Here is a 17,843-nt window from a genome sequence, read left to right as displayed (position 1 = left end):
GGCTCAATGATGATCGAGTGGCTTCAGTGATCTTTTTTCGTAATAACGGGCTTTATCAATAAATTCGGTTGCCCCGTCAATTTCAGAACACTTATAAGAGGCTTTGGCAAGATTGAGGTAAATCGGTGGATAATCGACGCATAGATCAAGTGCATTGTTCAGCAGTTCCTGGGCCATATGATGACGGTTTGCGGCCAGTTCGGCTTCGGCCCTGCTGTTCAGGTCTGTGATGTTGTTAAATAGCGGCAATAGCTCATCGTACATCTTCTTCAAGTGTGCATCCTGACACACGGAAAGCAGTGTGATTAATGCGTAGATCTCTTTTTTTGTGATGTATTTTTCACACCATTCAATCAAGGAGGGAGTGTATTTTGACAGACAGGAAGATCCCCAGCACCTGCGGATTGTCGCAAATTCATCAATAAGCGCGAGTACCCTCTGAACATAGTGGTCTGCTGTTCTTGTTTTAACGAGCGTACGCCCCTTGGCGATCAATGAATGCCTTAAAGCAGTGTTATCGCTCAGTTCCATGACTGCCGTTGCGAAGGCCCGCTCATCCCGAGGGTCAACAAGAATCGCGGCATCGCCAAGTTGCTCGTAGATGCCAGCTGCATTTGCCGCAATGACCGGGCATCCTGCCGAGAATGCCTCAAGAGGCGGTATGTTATCTGGTCCGAAAAAGCTGGCATACGTCAAGGCAGCCGCATTCTGGTAGAGCCAAAGGAGAGCCTGATCGGAAACGAATCCCAGCAGCAGGACCTCCTGATCAAGGCCCATCGCCGAAATTGTCTCCTTTATATAATCCAGGTTTCCCTGGTCAGAACCTGTCAGGACCAGCCTGAACCCAAGGTTCTGCTCGATCAGGATTTTTAGCGCCTTAAGGAGCACAATCTGGTTCTTGTGTGGCCAGAACTGGGCGGGATAAAAAATAAACTTGCCGCTTTCCAGGCCACTGTCCAACAACTCACTGGGTTGTTCGATACGCTCATCTGAGATGTACTGGGGCAATGGCATTGGGTTAACGATGATCCTCTCGGGCGGGACTCTGTAGAAAAAAGAGATTTCCTGCTTACCCGTTTCCGTGCCGGTCAGTATGAATGTCGCCCGTGGTAATACATGACTGTATATATGCTCTCTGACATTGTGCTCCTGGCCTGCACTTACCTCCGGGAAGAAAGGCTGAAGGCGGTGTTGCAGATCCCATACAGGGACAATGTAAGGGATATCCACCTGTTCATAGAAGATCGAGAGAAACCACAGAATATCCACACCATGACGCAAGACTGCCTCGTTAAGGCCGCCCTGATAGTTTCCATAGTCAACTGAGGGAATCTGCAGCTCTTGAATCAGTAGGTTATCCCCGGAATGAAAAAAAATTATCTTTTGTGCTGAATTCGCAGCCAGGTACTGATTCATGATGCTTTGCAGGAGGCATTTCTGGTAGACATAGCCCCCTCCGATCTGTTTGCTTGGAGATGCCACATGTATTCCAGTAATCACGTACGTTGCTCCTGAATTGAAGAGGCTTTTGCGGTGACAACCGCGTTCCAGCTATTGAAGTCCAGTTCCGCATTCGTCATCCATTCCGCAAAATGCAGCGTATCGAACCCTGCTGCTTTAAGCATCAGTCGCAGTTCCGGTTCGAACAGATAGCGCATATGATGTGTTTCCCTGATCTCATTCGCTCTTCCGTTGATCTTGTTCCTGATAAAGATCAGGTAGTCAACATCGACCAAATTGTTCTGTGGATGCATCATTGGGCTTGCAATGCGAGTAACATCAAGGTCGGCATCCTCGAGCTTCTTTACCCGGACCGCTGGCCGGTCCGTCAGCACTCCCGGCCCATACCAGCAGTCAAATATGAAGCCGCCAGCGGGCTTTACATGTTTATATGCCGTTGTGAACGCCGCTAATAGATCTTCATTCGCCGTTTGATAGCTCATGACATGAAAAAGCGACACTACGACATCGAACTGCCTGCCCAAGGTGATGGTGCGCACATCTCCCCGGATATACTCCAATGCACCGTCATCGATGGCAGAAGCAGTTGCGAGAGAAAGCATCTCCGCAGACAGATCCACACCGGTAACGGTATATCCATGCTTGGCAAGCAAACGATCGTGACGGCCGGAGCCGCATCCAAGATTTAGAACGGTGCGGGCACCGGGGACCAGGTTCTGGATCAGCGCATGAATGTACTCGGTTTCACTCTCATAATCTTTATCGCGATACAGCAAATCGTAATAGCGGGCATAATGATCGAAAACTTTCATGACAGGCACACCTTTACCGCATCGGCCACTTGGGTGATCTGGCTATCACTGAGAGTGAGCCCGCTGGGAATGTAGAGCCCCTGAAGGGCCAAACGTTCGGCAACGGGATACGACTCGCCGTGAAAGAGCCCCATGCGATGGAATGCGGGTTGCTGATGCATGCCCAGAAAGAACGGGCGCGTCTCGATCCCATGCTCTCTCAGCCTGGATGACAGCTGCGCTGCGGTCAAACCTGTTGATTCTTCGATCAGCAACGCATAGACCCAGTACACGTTTTTGGCCCAGGTCTCCTCTCGCTGCAGGGTGATTGTGGGGAGGCCTCCCAGCAGTGTATGGTAAGCAGCGGCAATAGCCCGCTTTCGTGCCACAATTTCTTCGATCCGTTCAATCTGGCCCACCCCCATGGCGGCTTGGACATTGGTGAGCCGGAAGTTGAAGCCCAGTTCGTCGTGCAGAAAGCGCTGTTGTTTTTGGAAACAGAGATTGCGCAGTGACCGGGCGCGTTCGGCGAGTTCAGGCGTGCGTACCAGCACCATGCCCCCCTCGCCGGTGGTTACCAGCTTGTTGGCGTAAAAACTGAATGTACTGATGTCGCCAAAACTACCGCAGCGTTTCCCTTTGTATTCTGCCCCATGTACTTCAGCGGCGTCTTCGATGATCTTCAGGCCATATTTTCGGGCAATTTCAAGAATCGGATCCATATCGGCCGGATGGCCATAGATATGCACTACCAGTATAGCCTTGGTTCTCCCGGTAATTTTGCCTTCAATCTGAGTAACATCCATCTGTAAGTTAGAGGGATCGCTGTCGACGAGAACCGGTACCCCTCCGGCCCTGACAATGGACTGGGCCGGTGAAATAATCGTGAAGGTCGGCATGATCACTTCATCTCCCGGCTGCAGGTCCAGCAAGCCGACCGCCACATCCAATGCCACCGATCCGTTGCTGACTGCAATGCCGAACGGCATGTCGCAATATGCCGACCAGCGCTCTTCGAACAGGTCGAGAAATTTTCCGGCCGACGATATCCAGCCGGACCGGAGCGCCTCGTTGACCAGCGCGATGTCATGCTCGCTCAGGTAGGGCTCGGCTACGGGAATCATCAGAAACGCTCCTTTTCGATCAGTCCGGTATAGGGCCCCTGCTTAATCTCCAAAAAGATGGTATCTTCCTGGCACTTGAAGCAATGGCCGCCTGAAACCAGCTGAATGATATCTCCCTGTTCGAGCAACCAGGTGCCGAGTGGGCTCTTGTCCAGAGCATACAGTTCGACAAAGGCACTTCCCTTCCTGATAAGCAGTGTTTCCGGGGTCCCGACCAGATGCCGCTGCAGAGGCAGGTGGGAGTGGCGGGGAACTTCTCCGCCGGCTGGATAGCACACGAAGCCGAGCTGCTGGTAGTAACTGTCCGGAGAGATGAATACGGTGGATTCGGGCATGAAATCGCGCCGAATTATGGTGGCAATATGCTGCTCGTTCCAAGTGATGTGTTCGATCAATGAATCCATGTATGTCCTCGCGGGAGTTTATTGAAGATACAGTTCCAACAACGAACCTAGTCTGTGCATCCGGTGCGCATACGTGTGATCGCGCAGAGTTCGCCGCTGGCCTGCCGCCGCGATCGTTTCGGCCTCGGCAGGATGATTGATGTAATGGTCGATCAGCTCGGCACATTCTTCGGCCGATCGATACGCTACGATCTCCTTGCCGATCTCGAACAAATCGTTGAGATTGTCCCGGTAATCGGTAATCAGCAAAGCCCCGCAGCCGGTCGCTTCATACAGTCGCAGGTTGTTGGCATAGTTCTCGGCGACATCGATGTGCCGGTTGATGGTTATTCGGGAAGAAGCCATGATTTCGTACATTGACCGGCCCCACGCTTCGCCGTGATGCCGCCCATGTATGGGAGAGTCAAGGGGGAGGCTCTGTCGACCGTAACCCCAGATTTGCAATGGACTGCTCGCGATCAGTGCCTCCAGCATCTGATTGCCTTTGTGGTGAAGCGGGGAAATACCCCCTACAAACGAGCACGGAATGGGGCGTTCCGAGTATTCACAGCGGGGTATGTGCGACAGGACACGCGGCTCGAACGACAAAAGCTGATACACCGATCTGATCCCCATAGTGCTGAAACGATCCACAAAATGCGGGAAAGAGCTGATGATCAGATCATACAGTTCCAGTGGTGTACCGGGAGCGATCGGGGATGCAATCTGCCCCACGATCCGCCGTACCACGCTCCTGATCCGTTTCAGGAAATCCGCCGGAAAAGCATGCATGTCCTGTATGTAGAGCACGTCGGCTTTAAGTTGAGCGATCTGCTCGAAGAGAATGTCCCACATCTGCCCTGAAAGGCCGCGGTCCCGTGCCCACGCCATTTGGGCAGGGGCCGCATTCATAACGATGTCGTGCGCTCTCCATCCGGCGCCACGTATATTGTGGGAATAAAAATCACTATCGCCAAAAAGTTCATCAATCAGGTGCTGATGCTGGACCGCGTAGGGCTGCTCAGCAAACCGAGGGAATTTTTTCTCATAGAGGTAGTGCAGAAAAGCTGGATAGTAATTGTTCACAAATACAATGGCACGCCGCGTATCAGCTGCTTCAATGTTGTGACTGGTTTCGACGACAGCGTTTCGCAGGATTACTTCGTCATTCCAGGGATCAAATTCTATGAGCTTCTTTTGAGTGAGGTCCGGGCGTAAAAAGAGTCTCCCTTCGGCATTCAGCATGCTTGCCGCAAATGAAAACGAGCTGTTGGAGATGGCGACGAGATCGCATCTGGAAAGCAGGTAGAAGTCAGGAAAATAATCGGCCCCCGCCAGCGTGATTCCCAGGCTCTGTGATGTGATCGGCCGATAGTCTGCAAAATCGGCCAAAACCTTGTCCGGTTCGTCACTGGCGATAAAGAGAACAGGCTCCTCCAGCGTAGGCCAGATTTTCTGCAACCAGTCAAGATACCATTGATTCGGGGTGACGAAGAAGTAGTCGTAGCCGTAATCTCCGCGCCTCAAATGGAGCCCGACGACGGTTTTGCCCAGAGCACGAAGCTTTTGAACGGCAGCATTCATGGTCGTTTCCAAGGCGGGAGCCGGCCGGAACAGAGAGTGAAAAAAGTCGCGATGCGGGGCGTAATAGCTGGTATGGTACTGGAAAAACCCCACAAAATCCGAATACCTGAACGACTCTTGCGAAGCGGGAATGAGTGCTTCGGAAAGAATATTGCTTTTCTCCTTCACCAATGGCAACTGTCGTGTGACCGCTGGATCGTGATGATCGAAGAGCCATTGGCCGATCCAGTCGGAGGTTTCCAGTTCGTAGCCGTGCTGCCGTGCAAAAATCCGCAGGAAGGCATACTGAAACACCTGGTTTCCGAAACGTCCATTGGAGCCAAGTGTCGACATGGTAATAAGCGGCCGTTTGACAAAGAGGGCATCACCCCATGAGGGATGGTGGGGGGTTGTGGTTGCTTTTCTCTCAAAGCCGAAGGTGTCGAGATACCTGTCAAGCTCATCGATGAAAACGCACCCTTCGTACAGTTCCTCATAGTTTACTTCGGTATTGATGGCATCGATGTGTTTCAAGGTGTTGGTGGCGCCTTTAAGTGCCAGCAGTTCGGCCCCCTGAATGTCGATGTTCATCAGGTTATAGCCGGCCGGATCGAGATCCAACTCGGCAAGGAGGCTATCGATGGTTCTCGAAGGTACCGTCACCAATCGGACTTCATGGATACCCGGGTATATCTTCTGGTGATCTTTTAACGGAAGGATGGAACTGCTCTGATCCATGGAGGTGACACGAAGGTCAACGGTGCCGTTTTGATCACTGATGGCGCAGTGTACGGCGATTACACCGGGAACTTCCTTCACGTTTGCCGAAAGCTTCTGGTATATATCCGGGTTGGCTTCGATGAATACTACCTGTTGGATGCCCATATCGAGGTAGGTTTTCAGTTCGGAGCCTTCATGCGCGCCGATATGAATCACACCACGGGGAGTTATGCGGTGCTTCACGCATTGCTGCCGCAGGTTGAGCATCCGCGGCGGGAGCCCGAGTACGGTCGATAGAAACCGTTCATTCACCGCCAGAAAATTACTGAACGCATATGTCTCCTGATGTGGGCCAAACACCGGCAGGTATTCCAGCCCTTCCGGAGTAATCCTGAAGATTCCGTAACGGTACGATTCGAGCAAGGTGTAAACTTCACCCAGAGTAATCCCTGCATCTTTGTATGTCCCGCCATATTTGAACTGGATATAGTCGATGTGGCCATGCTGCAGGAGTTGATGTGATCCCTTGAGCACGTCCAGCTCGCTCCCCTCGGTATCTATCTTCAGGAAATTTATTCTCTTGATTTGCTTTGTGAGGCAATAAGCATCGAGGGTGGTGGCAGAAACGATTCCCTGCCGGGGCTCCTGGAGTCCGTTCTGGGCTTCCAGATCAACTCTCCTGTGGAAGGCGCTCAAGGAAGGAGCGTCAGGGTAATGGAAAAACAGGCGGGACCCCTCCTGCTGATCGATGCTGCAGCAATTGGGGAATATCTTGCCAGAGCCGCTATGGCCGGCCAAGTGGTTCTTGAGGCTTTCAATGAGAGTTGGTACTGGTTCGAAAAGATGGGTGCTAACATCGGAATGCGTTTCAAGTACCTGCCGCGTCCAGTCGCCTGTGTTGGCGCCGACGTCGAACACAATGTCATGTGATCTGATGAAGCGTTCAATTACCCTTGATTCTCCAGTGATGTCTAAAAGCTGGTTTCTCGCGTGACTCATAGAAAAAGAATCCTCATATATACGTCTAACAGCAGGGGGAGTCAGTTTGACTCTCGCCTTTTCCGCATCATGTCACCCTGAAGATCGAGTTTTTGTACTTTGTCCTGGCGGGGAAGCTGCCTGGTTTCACGGCTCGTTAGTGCAGTGGTTCCCCTTCGGTTAGTCCTGGGGGAGTGTAAACTGCCTTCACATTAGTATTTTCGGCTGTAGGAAGCCTGCAATTCGTTGTATAACGCTCTCCCAGTCCCCCGCCTTCTGTTGCCGGAACAGCCGCATTGTCGGATACCAGGGAGAATCCTCGCGCTCCAGCATCCAGCGCCAGTCCGGCGCATAAGGTAGCATGAGGCAGGCCGGCTTGCCCAGTGCTCCGGCCAAATGCGCCACGGCCGTGTCTACCGTGATGACCAGATCAAGTTGAGATATCAGGGCGGCCGTGTCGCCAAAATCCCGAATATGGCAGGTCAGATCGATCATCGGAAAGGGCAGTGCATCTTTCCATCCGGTCTGCAGGGAATACCACGAGACCCCTCTCGTTTCTGCCAGCGGCGCCAGAAGTTCGACAGGACAACTCCTCCCCGGATCGGGATATGACTTCCCAGCCCAGCAGAGCCCGATCTTGAGACTATCTTTCTCAGGAATTTGACACTGCCAGTGCGGTAAACGCTCCCGAGAAGGAGTAAGATACGGAACTGTTTCGGGAATGGTTTCCAATGTCGTATCAAAGATCAGCGGCAGGCTCATGAGCGGCACCTGCAGGTCGAAGAAGGAGGGCAGCGGCTCACCCATGGCAACCACGCTTACCTTCCCGCCGGCCAAGCTCTCCATCAGCGTCACCAGCGGCGGGTGGCATTCAAAAATGACCCGCAGCCCCCGGGCTGCCACCAGCTGGACATACCGGCAGAACTGCAGCGTGTCGCCGAAGCCCTGTTCCGCATGGATCAGGATTGTCTTGCCAGAGGCCGGTTCACCGTGCCAGCGCGGCTGGAGGAAGTCCCGTCGCGGAGAAGTAAAGCCCCTTTTTTTCCAGCGCCATTCGTACTCCCGCCATCCCTCCCGGTACTCGCCCGTCAGGAGGAGCAACAAGCTCCTGTTCCAGTGGGCTTCGGCATGCTCCGGAGCAGCAGCGAGCACTTCTTCGCAGGCAGCCAGCGCCTCCTTGATCCTGCCCATTGCCTGATGGCAGGTTGCCAGCGCCACCCGCGCATCGTGCAGCTTGGGGGCCAGCTCCAGGGCGCGGGCATAGCTGACGGCCGCCTCATCGTGGCGGCATAACGCCAGCAGGGTGTTGCCCCGGTTGTTCCAGCCGGCGTAGAGCTGCGGCATGTCTATCAGCACCTGGTCGTAAACAGCAAGGGCCTGTTTGTACTCCCCCAATTCGTGCAGGCAATGACCGAGGGCCAGGGAGGCATCATGGAAATCGGGGGCCATGGTCCGCGCCTTGTGGAACTGCAGGCGCGCCGCCTTGAGGTTATCCGCTTGCAACAGACCCAGACCGAGCTCATAGAGCTCCCGGGCTATTTCACTCCTGACTCCGGGAGGGGGTACAACAGGGGTGTTTACATCGGCAGGTTGCACGTTTTATCTGGTCCGTTTTTCCGGCCGCTCGATTTCAAACTTCTCCAGCCGGTATTGCAGCGTTTTGTAGCTCATTCCCAGGAGAGGGGCAGCCCTTCCGATGACCCAATCTGCCCGTTCCATGGCTTTGACTATCAGTCGCTTTTCCAGTTCCTCGATGTTGATTCCTTCCGGTGGCAGATCGAAGGGAACGCCGCCGGCCAGCAGGGAGGTGGCCGTGATTTCGCCGGGCAAATCTCCCGGCTCTATGTAGTTGCTCTCGGCCATCAGTACTGAGCGCTCGATGACCGATTCCAGCTGACGCACATTGCCGGGCCAGGTGTAATTCATTAGCAATTTCAATGCCAATTTGGAGATGCCGTCCATGGCGATGCCGGCGGCCTGGCTGTATTTTTTGACGAAGAATTCTGCCAAAGTTTTGACATCATTGCCGCGCTCCCGCAGGGGGGGCAGATTGATGCGGATCACATTGAGGCGATAGAACAGGTCCTCGCGGAAGCTGCCGCGCTTGATCTCCTGTTCGAGTTCCTTGTTGGTGGCCGAGATGATGCGAACGTCCAGGGAGATGTTGACCTTACCTCCTACCCGGCGGATTTCCTTTTCCTGGATGGCCCGCAGCAGCTTGGCCTGCATCGATACATTCATTTCACCGATCTCGTCCAGGAAAACAGTGCCGCCGTTGGCCGCTTCGAAAATGCCCATTTCACGGGCATTCGCCCCGGTGAAGCTCCCCTTTTCATGCCCGAACAGCTCGCTTTCGATCAGCGTATCCGGAATGGCCGCGCAGTTGATCGCCATGAAAGGCTTGTCGCGGCGTTGACTTCCCTCGTGGATGGCACGAGCCACCAGCTCCTTGCCGGTACCGGATTCGCCCACGATCAGCACGGTGGATGTCGTGGCAGCGATCTTGGCGACAACCCGGGCAACCTCCCTCATCTTGGGATGCTCTCCCAGCATGTTTGGGATGGTTTGTGTCGAGGCTACCCGTTTCTGCAGCACCCGGTTTTCGTGCATCAGGTTGATGCGTTCGAAGGCCCGCCTGAGCGTCAGAATGAGATTATCGCGCTCCAGAGGCTTTTCCAGGTAGTCGAAAGCCCCCTTTTTCATGGCCTCCACGGCAGAATCGACCGAACCGTGGGCGGTCATCAGGATAATGCACTGATGAGGGTCGTCGCCGAGCACCGTTTCGAGCAGATCCAGTCCGCTCTGTCCCTGCATCTTCAGGTCGGTCAAGATAAGATCGAATTCCTGCCGTCCGAGCTGCTCCAAGGCTTCGCGCACACCCGGCACATCGACGACATCATAGCCCTCCTTTTTGAGAATGACCTTGAGGATGTCGCGTTGCCCCTTCTCGTCGTCAACGATGAGGATGCTGCCTCTGTTTTTTATCTGGTCCATGATATTCCCTCAACCTTAGCCTTGTTCTTTGAGTGGCAGCAGCACGGTAAAGGTGGTGCCTTGATCCGGAGCACTCGCGACTTTGATTTCGCCGCCATGCTCCTTGATGATCCGCTCGGTGATCGCCAGGCCCAGGCCGATCCCGACATCCTTGGTGGTGAAGTATGGCTGGAAGATCTTGGCGATGTCTTCCTCACGGATGCCGATTCCTTGATCCTGAAAGGTCAGTATCGCCAGCGGCCTGTCCTGATCGACAGTTGCGCCCAGGGTGATCGTGCCACCATCGGGCATGGCCTGGCCGGCATTGGTGATGAAGTTGAGAATGCAGTTTCTCAGCAGTTCCTGGTCCACCCACAGGGGGGGAAGATCTTCCTGCATGGCCAGCTCGACCCGGATGCGCTGCTCGGAAAATCGCGCCTCCATGAGCGGCAGTACCTTGGCGAGAATGTCGTCATAGGATACCCGTGCCCGGCGGAGCTTGAGCGGACGGCCATAGTTCATGAAATTCACGACCATGTAATTGGCGCGACGGAGTTCTTCCTTGATGTTGTCGGTCAATTCCTTCAATTCGCCGGACCTGTCGCCGCAGGTGGGCAGCATTTCGGTCCTCAGGTGATCGATCGCCAGGCTGATGTAGTTGAGCGGGTTGCGAATCTCGTGGGCGATCCCCGATGCCAGCTGGCCTACCCGCGAGAGATGCTCCGCTTCGTAAAGGCGCTTCTCCAGGGCCTCGCGTTCGCGCAGTTTTTCGACCATGTTGTTGAAGCCCGCCGAGAGCTCGCCGATCTCGTCCTCGCTCTCCACCGGAAGCGTGACCGAAAGATCTCCGGCCGAAACCCGCTTGAAATGGTCCACCAGGTTGTGGATCGGTTCGGTATAGCGCCGGGCGAGAAAAATGGTCAAGGCAATGCCGACCGTGAAGACCATGCAGGTGGCGAACAGGCGGCGGATGAAGTTGGCATGCTGCAGGTCGCGGATATTGTCCAGCAGCATGTTGATCTGGACGTAGCCCAGGTGTTCGTCACCCACGATCACCGGCACCAGCACCTCGTACGGCTTCTGGGAGAGAATCGTGGCACCGCCGGATCGGGGAGCGGCTTGGTGAATGCCTTTCTCCAGCTTCTTCAGCTCGCGCCGCTTGCCGATCTTCTCCGGATCGGAAGAATCGACGATCTCCCCTTCGTTGTCTATGATGTTGATCTCGTTGATGCCCTTTTCGCGGGCGCTGTGGAGATACTCGGTCAGCCTTGAGGTCTCGGTTTCGGAGGTAAGGTCGGCGATGCTCATCTGGACCGCCTTGGAGATTTCCTGGGAGCTCTCCTGTATCTCGGTGACCAGATCGTTTTGGGCGTACTGGTTGAGGATGAAGAGGGTCAGCATGGCCAGGACCAAAAGCGAGACCATGATGATGACCAACTTGGCATTAAGCTTCATGGCGACCTTATCGGCAGGAAATGACAGTGCGGCATTTGAGAATTTCACCTGGGTCCATGCCGTGCCTCCGCTCGTATATCTCCGGCACGGAACGCCGCGGGTGCGAAACGGAGCGAGCCCTGGCAGGGCGCCCCTTCGGTTTTCCACGCTTTTACGGAGTCAGGTATCGGATTATAGACCAGGGAAATAGGGGAAACAAGCACTATCAGGCGGCGGTTCGCCCCCCGCAAGTGCGCTGTTGACACCCGGCGGGGTCAATGTTACATAACTGCGACTATGTGTCCGCCTCCTGAAAATATCAACCGAATCCGGTACCTGTTACGTCTGGGTCTGTGCCTCCTGGGGCTGGCCGGCCTGCTTGGCGGGTGCACCAGCCATGTGAAGCGGGACGCCTTTCCGGTGCTCCTGGAATGCGACAATTGCGACGAGACGGTCAAGGTGGTATCCATCCCCTTGCCGGTTATCGCCTCCAGCCCCAACGAAGGCATCACCGCAGGCGCACTGACCGCTTTCCTGATCCATGACCGAAACGACGATATCGCCACCCTGTTGGCCCCCCAGGTGAACCACAATGAGAATTTCGGTGTTACCGCGTCCCTGTACGGCTCCGTCTACCCAGCTCCCCGCCGCAATATCGAATTCAACCTGTCCCAGTCGACCAAGATCAACTACGACTACGAGGTAAGGCTGAAGGATTCGACGCTGTTGGACCAAAAACTGGATCTGAACCTGTTCGGATTTGCCTTGGCCGACGGATCGGCCCGCTTCTACGGATTCAACGCCAAGAGCTCGCAGCAGATGGAAACCAACTACACCGACCAAGAGATCGGCTATAACCTGTCGGTCGGCTATCCCATCTCCCGGCACTTCCAGGTCGTGGTGGGGGACCGTTTCCGTGACGTCACCATCGGGCGCGGGGCGGTCACCAAGGTTCCCGCCACCACGGATGTCTTCTCGGTATCCGAAGTGCCGGGACTGAACGGTTTCCAGACCCATGCCCTGCGCCTGTCGCTGGTCTACAGTACCCTTGACCAACAGGATACTCCCACCTACGGCGGGTATGCCCGTGTCACCTTTGAGCCGACGATTTCGGCCCTGGGTGGGGCGGGTGATTACCGCCATTACGAAGCTGAGATGAAAGGCTTCATCCCGTTCGACAAGGCCCGCTATATCAGCGTGTTCCGGCTGATGTACAACCAGACCCTGGGCAATAACGTCCCCTTTCTCGAACAGAGTATCCTGGGGGGGGAGAACACCTTGCGTGGTTACGGGCGCAACCGCTTCATCGACAACAGTTTCATGCTGCTCAACCTGGAGCAGCGTATCCGCCTGTTCCGCTGGGAGATCTTCAACGTGACCGCCGACTGGGAAGTGGCCCCTTTCATGGACGTGGGGGCAGTGATGGAATCCCTGGACAAGGCATCTCTGAGCAATTTCGAATTCAATCCCGGTATCGGCTTCCGCGCCATTGTCCGTCCCAACATCGTCGGCCGGGTGGACCTGGGCATCGGGCAGAGCGGCCCGGCGCTGTTCGTCGGGCTCGGTTATCCGTTTTAATCAGGGACCAGGGACCGGTGATCAGGGATCGGGAAAACCGGAAACCAGTGACAGGTGAAGGTTTCACCGGTCCCTGATCACCGGTCCCCGATCCCTGGTTCTACCCGCTTCCCAGCTCTTCTTCCAGCCGCTGCATGCGGTGCATATCGGCATATATCCCCCCCAGGGACAGCAGGTGGGCCGGACTCCCCTGCTCGGCAATCCTGCCGTTTTTCAGCACCAGCACCCGGTCGCAATCTCTAAAGGCCGAGACCCGCTGAGAGACGATCAGCACGGTGCGGTTGCTGTAAAAACGTCCCAATTCAGCGAGGATCTCCTCTTCCCGTCCGGCATCCACGGCAGAGAGCGGATCGTCCAGAAGCAGGATGCGCGGGTCGGGCAAAAGGGCCCGGGCGATCGACAGCCGCTGCTTCTGCCCGCCTGACAGGGCAACCCCTTTTTCTCCCACGAGCGTGTCCAGCCCCTCCCTGAATTTCTCCAGATCCTCCATCAGGCCTGCCGTGCGGGCCACCTGCTCGACATCGCCCGTTCCCTCGTAACCATAGGTGATATTATCGCGGATGCTACGTGAGAACAGGAAGCTTTCCTGCGGCACATAGCCTATCTGGCCGCGCAGGCTCATCAGGCTGACCTGGTTGATATCGTGTCCGTCGATCAGGATCATGCCGTTTTCAACCTGCAGCAGGCGCGGAATCAGCCTGAGCAGGGTGGACTTGCCGCTGCCCACCGCACCGGTGATGCCGATGCGCTCCCCTGCTGCAATGGAACAGGAGATGCCGTCCAGGACCCGGGTGTCGCCGTAGGCGAAGCTGAGGCTGCGCAGCTCGATGGCTCCCCGGATCTCCGGCACCTCGATCGCCCCGGGAGCATCGGCCACGGCCGGATCGGCCTCCATGATCGTAGCCAGGCGCGACATCGAGGCAGCTCCACGCTGCACCAGGGTCAGAATCCAGCCCATCATGACGGTGGGCCAGACCAGCATCGCCAGATATCCGCTGAAGGCCACGAAGTCGCCCAGTGTAATTGCGCCGTCGATGACAAGGCGCCCCCCCATGAAGAGCACCACCAAAGTGCCGGCCCCGGTGCCCAGGGCCATGATCGGGATGACCAGCCCGCGCAGACGGGCGATGCCGAGGTTGTGGGCCAGATATCGGTTGCCGAGTTCGCCGAACAGCCCTTCGAAATGCTCTTCCCGGCAGTAGGATCTGATCAGCCGTACCGATGAAATCGACTCTTCCGCCATGCTAGTCAGCCGGGCCAGTTCCTCCTGGGATTGTAGCGAACGCCTGAACATGTGGTGGCTTACCTTTTTGACCACCAGCACCACCACCGGAAAGGGGGCAATGGCGCAGACGGTCAGCCAGGGATGGATGCGGGCCATCAGCGTAACGGCAGCCAGGTACAGGATCAGTGTATTGACCGTGCTCATCACGCCGAAGCCGGTCAGCATGCGCACGTTGGTCAGGTCGTTCGAAAAGCGGGAGAGGATGTCGCCGGTCCTGCTGCCCGAGAAGAAATGCTGGTCCAGGAGCAGCAGCCGCCGGAACAGGTCGTCGCGGATCCTGAATTCGATGATCCGGGCGGCGTTCAGGATCAATGTACGGGAGAAGATGCGGGTGATGCAGTGAACAGTAGCCAGGGCCACGATGATCATGGCGCATGCGGTCGGTGAGTAGGGAGCCTTGGCCGGGTTCTGCAGCGCTTCCACTGCCAGCTTCATGAACCAGGGGATCAGCAGACTGAAGGCGTTGGTGGCGAGAAGGAAGAGGGCTCCGCCTGCATAGCGCCAGGCGAGTGACCGGATGTAGGCGATCAGCCGGGAAAGATCTTTGATACGGAACCTCGACCGGGACGTGTGGATTTCAACCGCGAACGCGGTATGACTGGAATCTTACACCAGGGAGTCGCAGGCCTGCAACAGATTCCGAGCCTCCGAATGCCCGCCGCTTCCGAGATCGCGGCGGGCGGGACTCAGGCTATCGGTAAAGGGATTTTTTCAGTTTTCCGACGCACAGGCAGATTACGACGTACATGACAACGTAGTTGAAGGTGTTCCATTCATAAAGGTGAGAGCCGATTTTTACCTGATCGTAATAATCGGCCGTTGTTTTGGCCAAAATGAATTCCAGGATGCAGATCATGCCTATCAGTCTGTTTGTATACCAGGTAACTGCGCACAGACAGAATATGTACAGTATGTCTATCGAGATCTCACCGGTGATGAAGTCGACGTATCCCAAGATCGAAACGATGATCGTGGTAAGTATCAGCGCCTTTATAAAATAGGACCTGCGGTACGTTCCGGAATCTCGCATGTATGGCCATCCCCCCTGAAAAATAGGTGCTCGGATGCTGCCCGGTTCCGCATCGATGGTGACGACCTACTATCTGCGCCGAAATTCGGGGTAGTGGAACCGCCCGTCATAATGGGCTTTGTCGTGTTCGTAACGCCTGAATTCCAGATCGCGGAAATGGTGGATTCTGCCGATATTATACCGGAGCAGGACCGGCGGGTAGTATCTCCGGACGGCAAGCACCCAGGGACCGTTGTAATAAGGGCCCCGATACCAGCGCCCACCGTAGAAATAAAAGTACTCGGCTCCGGTATAGACCAGGTCGTACGGCACCCCGACCGCCACGTACAGCCCCAATGCAGGGGAGTAGATGAACTGCGGCGCACGTTCGACGTAGATCTCCGGTGCAGGCGGATACAGTTGCGGATCCGGCAGCACTTCGGGGGGAGGTGGAAGCGGGGTTTCAACGGGAGGTATGGTGGCCTGCGTCACGACCGTGGGGGGAGGAGGCGGAGGAGTGACGGCAACGGGCGCAGGAGGCGGAGGGGGAGGAGCGATGACAGCGGGCTGATGAACGACGACAGTGGGCCGGTAGCCGGGTACCTGATTCCCATAGGAGTACATGCACTGGATGTAGCTGTTGTCGTACCGCCGCTGGGCTTCCATGCCATAAACACGGCCCGAATCGGAACCGACAGCCGATCCGACCAGAAGACCGCTGGCAGCTCCGATCAGGGCACCTGCGCCGGTGTGACCGGAGCCTGAACCTATGGCCGCCCCCAGTCCCGTTCCGATGGCGGTACCTGCGACGGCTCCGGTAGCGACATTCTTTTCATAGGTCTGCTGGGCCGGCCCGCCAATCTGCTGGTCCGCCCATTGTCTGCAGGTCGCGTCTTCAGCCCGGAATACATCGAACGATTTTCCGCTGGTAGGCAGAACGTTTACGCTCGGACCCGTCGGAAGGGTTGCGCAACCATTCAGTGCCAACAGCATGAAAAATGGCGTCAATTTATAGGTGTATCTCATGTTCTTATCCCCCCATCTACTGTCAAAAACCGGAGTTGTTCCCCGATTTGGGCGCCGTGGCGGTTCTGCCGGTGTCGGCCGAACAGGTGGCTTTCTGCATGAAAAACGGTGCTGCGGCACAAAAGGTTACAATGATTGGTAAAAAATAATTGTTTGCCGGCGTACTCATAGGTGCCGCGGGGACGGCATGCCGGCTTCTGCCGAGTAAGGACAGAAAAAATGGCCGTAAACCCTGAGATTTGCGGCCGAAATTATGGATCAATCCTTTGTCTGTTCCACCGGTCCCTAGAACGGGATGTCGTCGTCCTGGAAGGGGGGCTCGTCGTAACTGCCGCCGGCTGAAGGAGCGGAAGAGGTCTCGCTGCGCCGTTCCCCTTTGCCGGAGAGCATCTGCATCTTGTCGCCGACGATCTCGGTCGTGTAGCGGTCGTTGCCGCTTTTGTCCTGCCACTTGCGGGTCTGCAGGCGCCCCTCGATGTAGACCGTCTTGCCCTTGGAGAGATATTCGCCGGCAATCTCCGCCAGTTTGCCCCACAGAGTGATGTTGTGCCACTCGGTGCGCTCCTCCCAGTCACCTGACTTGCTTTTGAACTTCTCGCTGGTGGCGAGTGAAAAACCTGCTACGGCTTGTCCCGAGGCGGTGTAGCGCACTTCCGGATCCTTGCCGAGATTTCCGATCAACATGACTTTGTTAAGACTTGCCATAGGGTGAACTCCTTTTTTATGGTGCACATCAGGTGCTGTCTGATGGGTGCGGATCGATTGGAGAGGCATGATACCTCAAATCATTTTCAGACTCAAACAAGATAATTTTTTACGCCCACCGCAGTGGCACATGTGTCATGCGGCGCTTTCCTGCATGCTGCCGCAGATGCGTTATACTTTGAATAATCTGCCGCAGATGCCGAACCGGGAAAGGGCAATCATTCCAGGGCGGGCGGCAGAGGGCCTGGTATCAGCACATTACGGCGCAAATGGAGGATGCGATGGTGTTATATATCATCAGGCATGCCGAAGCGGTCGAGGCGAGCGCGACCTTGCCCGAGGAATGGCGTTACTTGACCGACAAGGGGAGAGAGACGATCGAGGGGGTGGCCAGGCGACTGCCCGAAAGCGGCAAGTCCTGCACCATCATCAGCAGTCCCCTGGTACGGGCGGTACAGACGGCCCAGATCGTGGCGGAAAAGTGCGGGCGCAAATGCTCGCTGGAAATCAGTGGGCTGCTGCTGCCGAATGCCGCCGTCGAGCAACTGGTCCGGTTCCTGCTGGAGCGCGGCAGCGGCACCAGAAGCATCATGGTAGTGGGGCACGAGCCGCAGCTCAGCGCACTTGTGGCCCGGCTGCTGCAGCACGAGGAGATCCAGCTCAAAAAGGCCGGTTGTGTCGTGCTGGAGGTCAACCAGACCAGACCAGAAAATCCGGCTGCTTTTTACTCCTACGTCACCCCCGGAAAGAAGCCGCTGAAATCGGTCAAGAAGGCTTTTATGGCAACTGCATGATGCGGCATAATTTTCACAG

The 17,843-nt window shown here is 56.0% G+C and carries 14 protein-coding genes; 2 read left to right on the top strand and 12 right to left on the bottom strand.

What is annotated here, in order from left to right; translation table 11 throughout:
* Nucleotides 1-3: 3 nt before the first annotated feature.
* The 8 genes from GSVR_RS21215 to GSVR_RS21180 form a co-directional block, all read right to left on the bottom strand.
* Entirely contained in the window at nucleotides 4-1,500 is a 1,497-nt protein-coding gene (locus GSVR_RS21215) for a glycosyltransferase family 1 protein (protein ID WP_173197624.1), read from the bottom strand.
* Entirely contained in the window at nucleotides 1,497-2,273 is a 777-nt protein-coding gene (locus GSVR_RS21210; RefSeq protein WP_173197622.1) for a class I SAM-dependent methyltransferase, read from the bottom strand. Before GSVR_RS21210 ends, GSVR_RS21215 begins: the two co-directional genes overlap by 4 nt.
* Nucleotides 2,270-3,376: a DegT/DnrJ/EryC1/StrS aminotransferase family protein gene (locus GSVR_RS21205; protein ID WP_173197620.1), complete on the bottom strand. Its 1,107-nt coding sequence runs from the start codon at nucleotides 3,374-3,376 to the stop codon at nucleotides 2,270-2,272. Before GSVR_RS21205 ends, GSVR_RS21210 begins: the two co-directional genes overlap by 4 nt.
* Nucleotides 3,376-3,780: a hypothetical protein gene (locus GSVR_RS21200; protein WP_173197618.1), complete on the bottom strand. Its 405-nt coding sequence runs from the start codon at nucleotides 3,778-3,780 to the stop codon at nucleotides 3,376-3,378. The genes GSVR_RS21205 and GSVR_RS21200 overlap by 1 nt, the downstream gene beginning before the upstream one ends.
* Nucleotides 3,781-3,798: 18 nt before the next feature.
* The gene (locus GSVR_RS21195; protein WP_203978740.1) at nucleotides 3,799-7,041 is read right to left on the bottom strand and encodes an FkbM family methyltransferase; all 3,243 of its coding nucleotides are present in this window, start codon (nucleotides 7,039-7,041) and stop codon (nucleotides 3,799-3,801) included.
* A gap of 186 nt (nucleotides 7,042-7,227) precedes the next feature.
* Nucleotides 7,228-8,616, bottom strand: coding sequence for a tetratricopeptide repeat protein (locus GSVR_RS21190; protein ID WP_173197616.1), 1,389 nt, complete (start codon nucleotides 8,614-8,616; stop codon nucleotides 7,228-7,230).
* Nucleotides 8,617-8,619: 3 nt separating this feature from the next.
* Nucleotides 8,620-10,014 (bottom strand): sigma-54 dependent transcriptional regulator, encoded by a 1,395-nt coding sequence (locus tag GSVR_RS21185; protein WP_173197614.1) that lies wholly within the window; start codon nucleotides 10,012-10,014, stop codon nucleotides 8,620-8,622.
* Nucleotides 10,015-10,029: 15 nt separating this feature from the next.
* A complete protein-coding gene (locus GSVR_RS21180) occupies nucleotides 10,030-11,448 on the bottom strand; it encodes an ATP-binding protein (RefSeq protein WP_173197612.1) in 1,419 nt (472 codons plus the stop codon).
* A gap of 378 nt (nucleotides 11,449-11,826) precedes the next feature.
* Here GSVR_RS21180 and GSVR_RS21175 point away from each other — a divergent pair, with 378 nt between their 5' ends.
* Nucleotides 11,827-13,005: a BamA/TamA family outer membrane protein gene (locus GSVR_RS21175; RefSeq protein ID WP_305040939.1), complete on the top strand. Its 1,179-nt coding sequence runs from the start codon at nucleotides 11,827-11,829 to the stop codon at nucleotides 13,003-13,005.
* Between the two features lie 100 nt (nucleotides 13,006-13,105).
* Here the strand turns inward: GSVR_RS21175 and GSVR_RS21170 are convergent, their stop codons facing one another.
* From GSVR_RS21170 to GSVR_RS21155, 4 genes are all read right to left on the bottom strand, one after another.
* Complete coding sequence (locus tag GSVR_RS21170) at nucleotides 13,106-14,809, bottom strand: ABC transporter ATP-binding protein (protein WP_305040958.1); 1,704 nt, start codon at nucleotides 14,807-14,809, stop codon at nucleotides 13,106-13,108.
* Nucleotides 14,810-14,981: 172 nt separating this feature from the next.
* Entirely contained in the window at nucleotides 14,982-15,320 is a 339-nt protein-coding gene (locus tag GSVR_RS21165) for a hypothetical protein (RefSeq protein ID WP_173197608.1), read from the bottom strand.
* Between the two features lie 69 nt (nucleotides 15,321-15,389).
* Nucleotides 15,390-16,325 (bottom strand): glycine zipper family protein, encoded by a 936-nt coding sequence (locus GSVR_RS21160; protein ID WP_173197606.1) that lies wholly within the window; start codon nucleotides 16,323-16,325, stop codon nucleotides 15,390-15,392.
* Between the two features lie 285 nt (nucleotides 16,326-16,610).
* Complete coding sequence (locus tag GSVR_RS21155; RefSeq protein WP_173197604.1) at nucleotides 16,611-17,030, bottom strand: single-stranded DNA-binding protein; 420 nt, start codon at nucleotides 17,028-17,030, stop codon at nucleotides 16,611-16,613.
* A gap of 281 nt (nucleotides 17,031-17,311) precedes the next feature.
* Here GSVR_RS21155 and sixA point away from each other — a divergent pair, with 281 nt between their 5' ends.
* Entirely contained in the window at nucleotides 17,312-17,824 is a 513-nt protein-coding gene (gene sixA / locus GSVR_RS21150; RefSeq protein WP_173197602.1) for a phosphohistidine phosphatase SixA, read from the top strand.
* The last annotated feature ends 19 nt before the right edge of the window (nucleotides 17,825-17,843 follow it).

The organism is Geobacter sp. SVR (assembly GCF_016865365.1).
Classification (GTDB): domain Bacteria; phylum Desulfobacterota; class Desulfuromonadia; order Geobacterales; family Pseudopelobacteraceae; genus Pelotalea.
Note: the sequence above shows the minus strand (reverse complement) of the source record. Positions and strands in the feature narration are given on the sequence as shown.

Bases quoted from the DNA above. Each gene is read 5' to 3' on its own strand.
- GSVR_RS21165 (WP_173197608.1), bottom strand. From the start codon at position 15,320: ATGCGAGATTCCGGAACGTACCGCAGGTCCTATTTTATAAAGGCGCTG.
- sixA (WP_173197602.1), top strand. From the start codon at position 17,312: ATGGTGTTATATATCATCAGGCATGCCGAAGCGGTCGAGGCGAGCGCG.
- GSVR_RS21210 (WP_173197622.1), bottom strand. From the start codon at position 2,273: ATGAAAGTTTTCGATCATTATGCCCGCTATTACGATTTGCTGTATCGC.
- GSVR_RS21160 (WP_173197606.1), bottom strand. From the start codon at position 16,325: ATGAGATACACCTATAAATTGACGCCATTTTTCATGCTGTTGGCACTG.
- GSVR_RS21195 (WP_203978740.1), bottom strand. From the start codon at position 7,041: ATGAGTCACGCGAGAAACCAGCTTTTAGACATCACTGGAGAATCAAGG.
- GSVR_RS21200 (WP_173197618.1), bottom strand. From the start codon at position 3,780: ATGGATTCATTGATCGAACACATCACTTGGAACGAGCAGCATATTGCC.
- GSVR_RS21185 (WP_173197614.1), bottom strand. From the start codon at position 10,014: ATGGACCAGATAAAAAACAGAGGCAGCATCCTCATCGTTGACGACGAG.
- GSVR_RS21155 (WP_173197604.1), bottom strand. From the start codon at position 17,030: ATGGCAAGTCTTAACAAAGTCATGTTGATCGGAAATCTCGGCAAGGAT.
- GSVR_RS21205 (WP_173197620.1), bottom strand. From the start codon at position 3,376: ATGATTCCCGTAGCCGAGCCCTACCTGAGCGAGCATGACATCGCGCTG.
- GSVR_RS21180 (WP_173197612.1), bottom strand. From the start codon at position 11,448: ATGAAGCTTAATGCCAAGTTGGTCATCATCATGGTCTCGCTTTTGGTC.